We start from the raw sequence: 3,300 nt of genomic DNA, 5'->3' as shown, positions 1-3,300 counted from the left end.
ACCGAGTTGAGGATATCATGGCGGGTGATGCTTGAGAGGAGGTTCAGTTTGGTATTGGCAAGGCGGATCGCCTCTTCTGCCTTCTTCCAGGGATCAAAGTTGATCACGATCCCGGTGAGGGTTGCCGGGCTCCCGTCAGGATTCCGCCTGGTAACCATCCCCCGGTCATAATACCAGAGGTACCCCCCATCTATCGTTTTTATCCTGTATTCGGCTTCATATAATGCTTTTTTTCCGGTGAGATGATCCCGCATGGCATCCATTGTCTTCTCATGATCATCGGGATGGATCAGATCGGTTATCTCATAGACGGTATTGGGAAAATCAGATGGGTCATACCCAAGCATCGTTGCTTTTTCAGGGCTGTAATCGACGTGGCCTGTTGCCACATCCCATATCCACCATGCAAGACTTCCTGCAGCAAGTGCAGTCTCGATCTGCCCTCTTCCCCCCTCTTCTTTCTCCATAACCATCTTTCTTCCTCGCTGATGCTACTGTATCTGGATCGGTATAGATAATTGATTCGCTAAAAAAGGTGATGGTGCAGTCGGCCTGTTCCGGATAATCCGTTCATCGCCGGGCAGTCTTCTTCCCTTTCGCCTTGGCGCTCTCTTCTTTTCTGCGCTTGACTGCCTTCTTTGTCTCCTGCCTTGCCTCCCGCACGGGAGCTGTCTCCCCCTCCGGCAGTTCTCCTTCGATCAGCTCAACCGAGGATTCTTTTGTCAGGAGCAGATGGTATGCATCGTATTTTTTATGGTGCCTGACAAACACCCGGTTGAACCTGAGAACCGATCCATATGCTGCCTGACGGAGTGCCGCATTCTCTTCGGTTATATGGTAGGCGGGGAGTGCTGCATATGCCTCGCGTCTTCCGGTGCCGTCACAGATCCGGTAGAGGAAGGTGCCGGAATCGCCGATATTCTCTGAGATCTTTGATGCAATGATATTGATCTTCTTCTCTTCATGACGTGACAACCGGGATATTCGTTCGGCTTTGGTGCCGGGTGGGACACGGTAGCCAATCTTTTTTCTTCCATCTCTTCTGTGGATCGCAAACGCAGTCTTGATATCGGTGTTATAGAAACGGAACGGCTCATCGCTATCTGCCACCGCATTCATCAGCCGTGTCGGTGCCACCTCGGGTAGGGCGATAAAGCTCCAGCACCGCTCCACCTGGCAGGGCACACCCCGGATATCATTGCAAGGGGCATATATCGGAAGGCCACGTTCTTTCAGGCGGCGGGAGAGATCGCGGAGCGCGGTTGCGTTTGCGAGATCAGCGGGCTCGCAGATGAGGAGCGTCCCGTTCTCCCGGAGTCTCCCGGCAAGCCGCATAACGGTCTCTTCACGAACCGCCGGGTCATGGATCTCATTGAGTACATTGGCACAGACGATCAGGTCAAAGGGGCCTTCAGGGAGGGGTGACTGTGGGTTGGTAATATCGGTTGCCGACGGCGGAAGAGCTGTTATTCCTCTGTTCTTCTCTGCACAGGGTATTACAATCTTCTTATATGCCTCGATGAACTCGCCTGCCTGTTCGATCGCATGGATGGTTGCCCGGCATTCCGGCATATCGTTTAAGAGTGAGGCAAGGGCGAGTGTTACTGTTCCCGGACCGGATCCGACATCAAGGACTGCCATCCTCCGGGGAAGCAGGCCGTCATTCATCAGTTCCCGGAGGAGATGGCGCATCTGGATGTAATAGACCGGAAAATGGTAGGTGAGATAGGCGAAGATGCTGTATCCGGTTATGTACCTGATGACCCGTTCATCCCCTTCCTTCCAGTAGGAATCTTTCTGGGCAATGATCGCCTCCCGTATCCGGTCAAGGGTGGCAGGATCGCTCCATGGCTTTCCGGTTTTTGCGGTGATGAACGATTCTATGGCAGTCTGAACGGGAGATTCAACCTTCCGTATTTCAGGCGTAGCCGGTGGCGGGCATGGATCTGCCTGCTTCCACCTGATGATCAGATCCAGACCTTCCTTCACCATCTCGCACCCGCTCTCTGGCAGGAGGGGGAGGATCTCACTGAGCATATGCTGGTGCCCTCGTGGATCGTTCGCTTCTGCAAAGAATGAGGTGAGTGAAAATACCGGCCGCTCTTCCGTCCAGCGGATGAATCTTCTCCTGTTTGTCTCGTCTGTCATCTGATCCTCCTGTACAATCGGATTGCAGGAGTGATGAAACCCACAGGTGGTGAATGGTGGGTATATCTGTTTCTGACTTGTGCATCAGATCAGGAGCAGGGCAACCCCGAAAACCACACACCCGGCAACAGCAAGCGGGATGGTGAATGTCTTCACCGTCTCCGCAACACTCTGGCATGCTGTTCTGTTCACGAGCCAGAAGAAGGGATCGCTTGCATAGCTGATCACCATCGTTCCGGCGGCGATCATCAGGAAGAGGGCAGATGCCGGGATCAGGTGAGGGATCGCAGTTCCCGCAATGATATCCGCGGTGATGACAGCAGTAACGAGCCGGGAGCCCTGTGCGGTCTGGATGAAGCATGCCAGGATGAATGGGATGATTGCAAGCGGGATCATTACTCCAAGGAGGTCAGCGACATCTGTAGGGAACGAACTGGCCGCGATCACCCCTCCGAGGGCACCGGCGCCACAGAGATCAAAGATGATCACACCTGCATGCTTTGTCCCCTCACCAACCGCCTCTCTACGCAGACTTCTCGCAATCAGGAGCACCGCAACTGCCGCTCCGGCAAGGAGAGCAACCGGAAGGATCACGTCTGCACCCACCCCGGGTATCATAAATCCGGTGACGATGATTCCGATCGGCACGATAAGGGGTGCCCAGGCAGCAGCTCTTCCCAAACCTCCCTCTTCTCTCTCCTGTGTCTCCTCCATCCGTATGCTGCGCCCTAAAAGGAGAATCATCAGCAGAAGGAGGATCAGGGAGAGGGGAATTGTGATCCGGTTTAATCCGGGATCCGTTGAGAAGACCTGCATGAGAGTTGTCATCACAGGTGCCGGTGCGATCAGGACAAAGGAGAGCACCGATCCGCATGCGACGAGGGAGAGGAGTACCCCTGTCCTCTTCGGATCAGCTGATCTGCCTTTCATCAGTGGTGCAAGGACAAGAAAAGGGGTGATCGCGCACATAAAGGGGACTGCAAGGAGCCATCCGGCAAGCCCGGAATGCATCGCAGGGCGTCGTGATATCGCGGCCAGATCTGCTTGTATCTTCTCTATCCCACCCCCTTTCACCAATGAAAAGGCGACGATCGAGCCGCCCCAGACTGCGACGCCGAGGATGGCAAAGATCCGTCCGGCACCTGCACTTGC

General features: G+C 54.7%; 3 protein-coding genes. All 3 read right to left on the bottom strand.

Translation table 11 applies throughout. The features are described 5' to 3' along the window. On the bottom strand, window positions 1–473 hold a 473-nt coding region (locus tag QCH34_RS09365), incomplete at its 3' end, for a PAS domain-containing protein (RefSeq protein WP_300333248.1). 97 nt (window positions 474–570) lie between these two features. After that, window positions 571–2,148, bottom strand: coding sequence for a methyltransferase domain-containing protein (locus QCH34_RS09360; protein WP_300333244.1), 1,578 nt, complete (start codon window positions 2,146–2,148; stop codon window positions 571–573). Between the two features lie 84 nt (window positions 2,149–2,232). Further along, the coding region (locus QCH34_RS09355; protein WP_300333241.1) for a hypothetical protein at window positions 2,233–3,300 on the bottom strand (1,068 nt) is incomplete at its 5' end.

It is taken from the genome of Methanocalculus sp., assembly GCF_029762515.1.
Taxonomy (GTDB): Archaea; Halobacteriota; Methanomicrobia; order Methanomicrobiales; family Methanocorpusculaceae; genus Methanocalculus.
The sequence above is the reverse complement of the archived record's forward strand: the minus strand, read 5'-3'. Positions and strand labels throughout refer to the sequence as shown.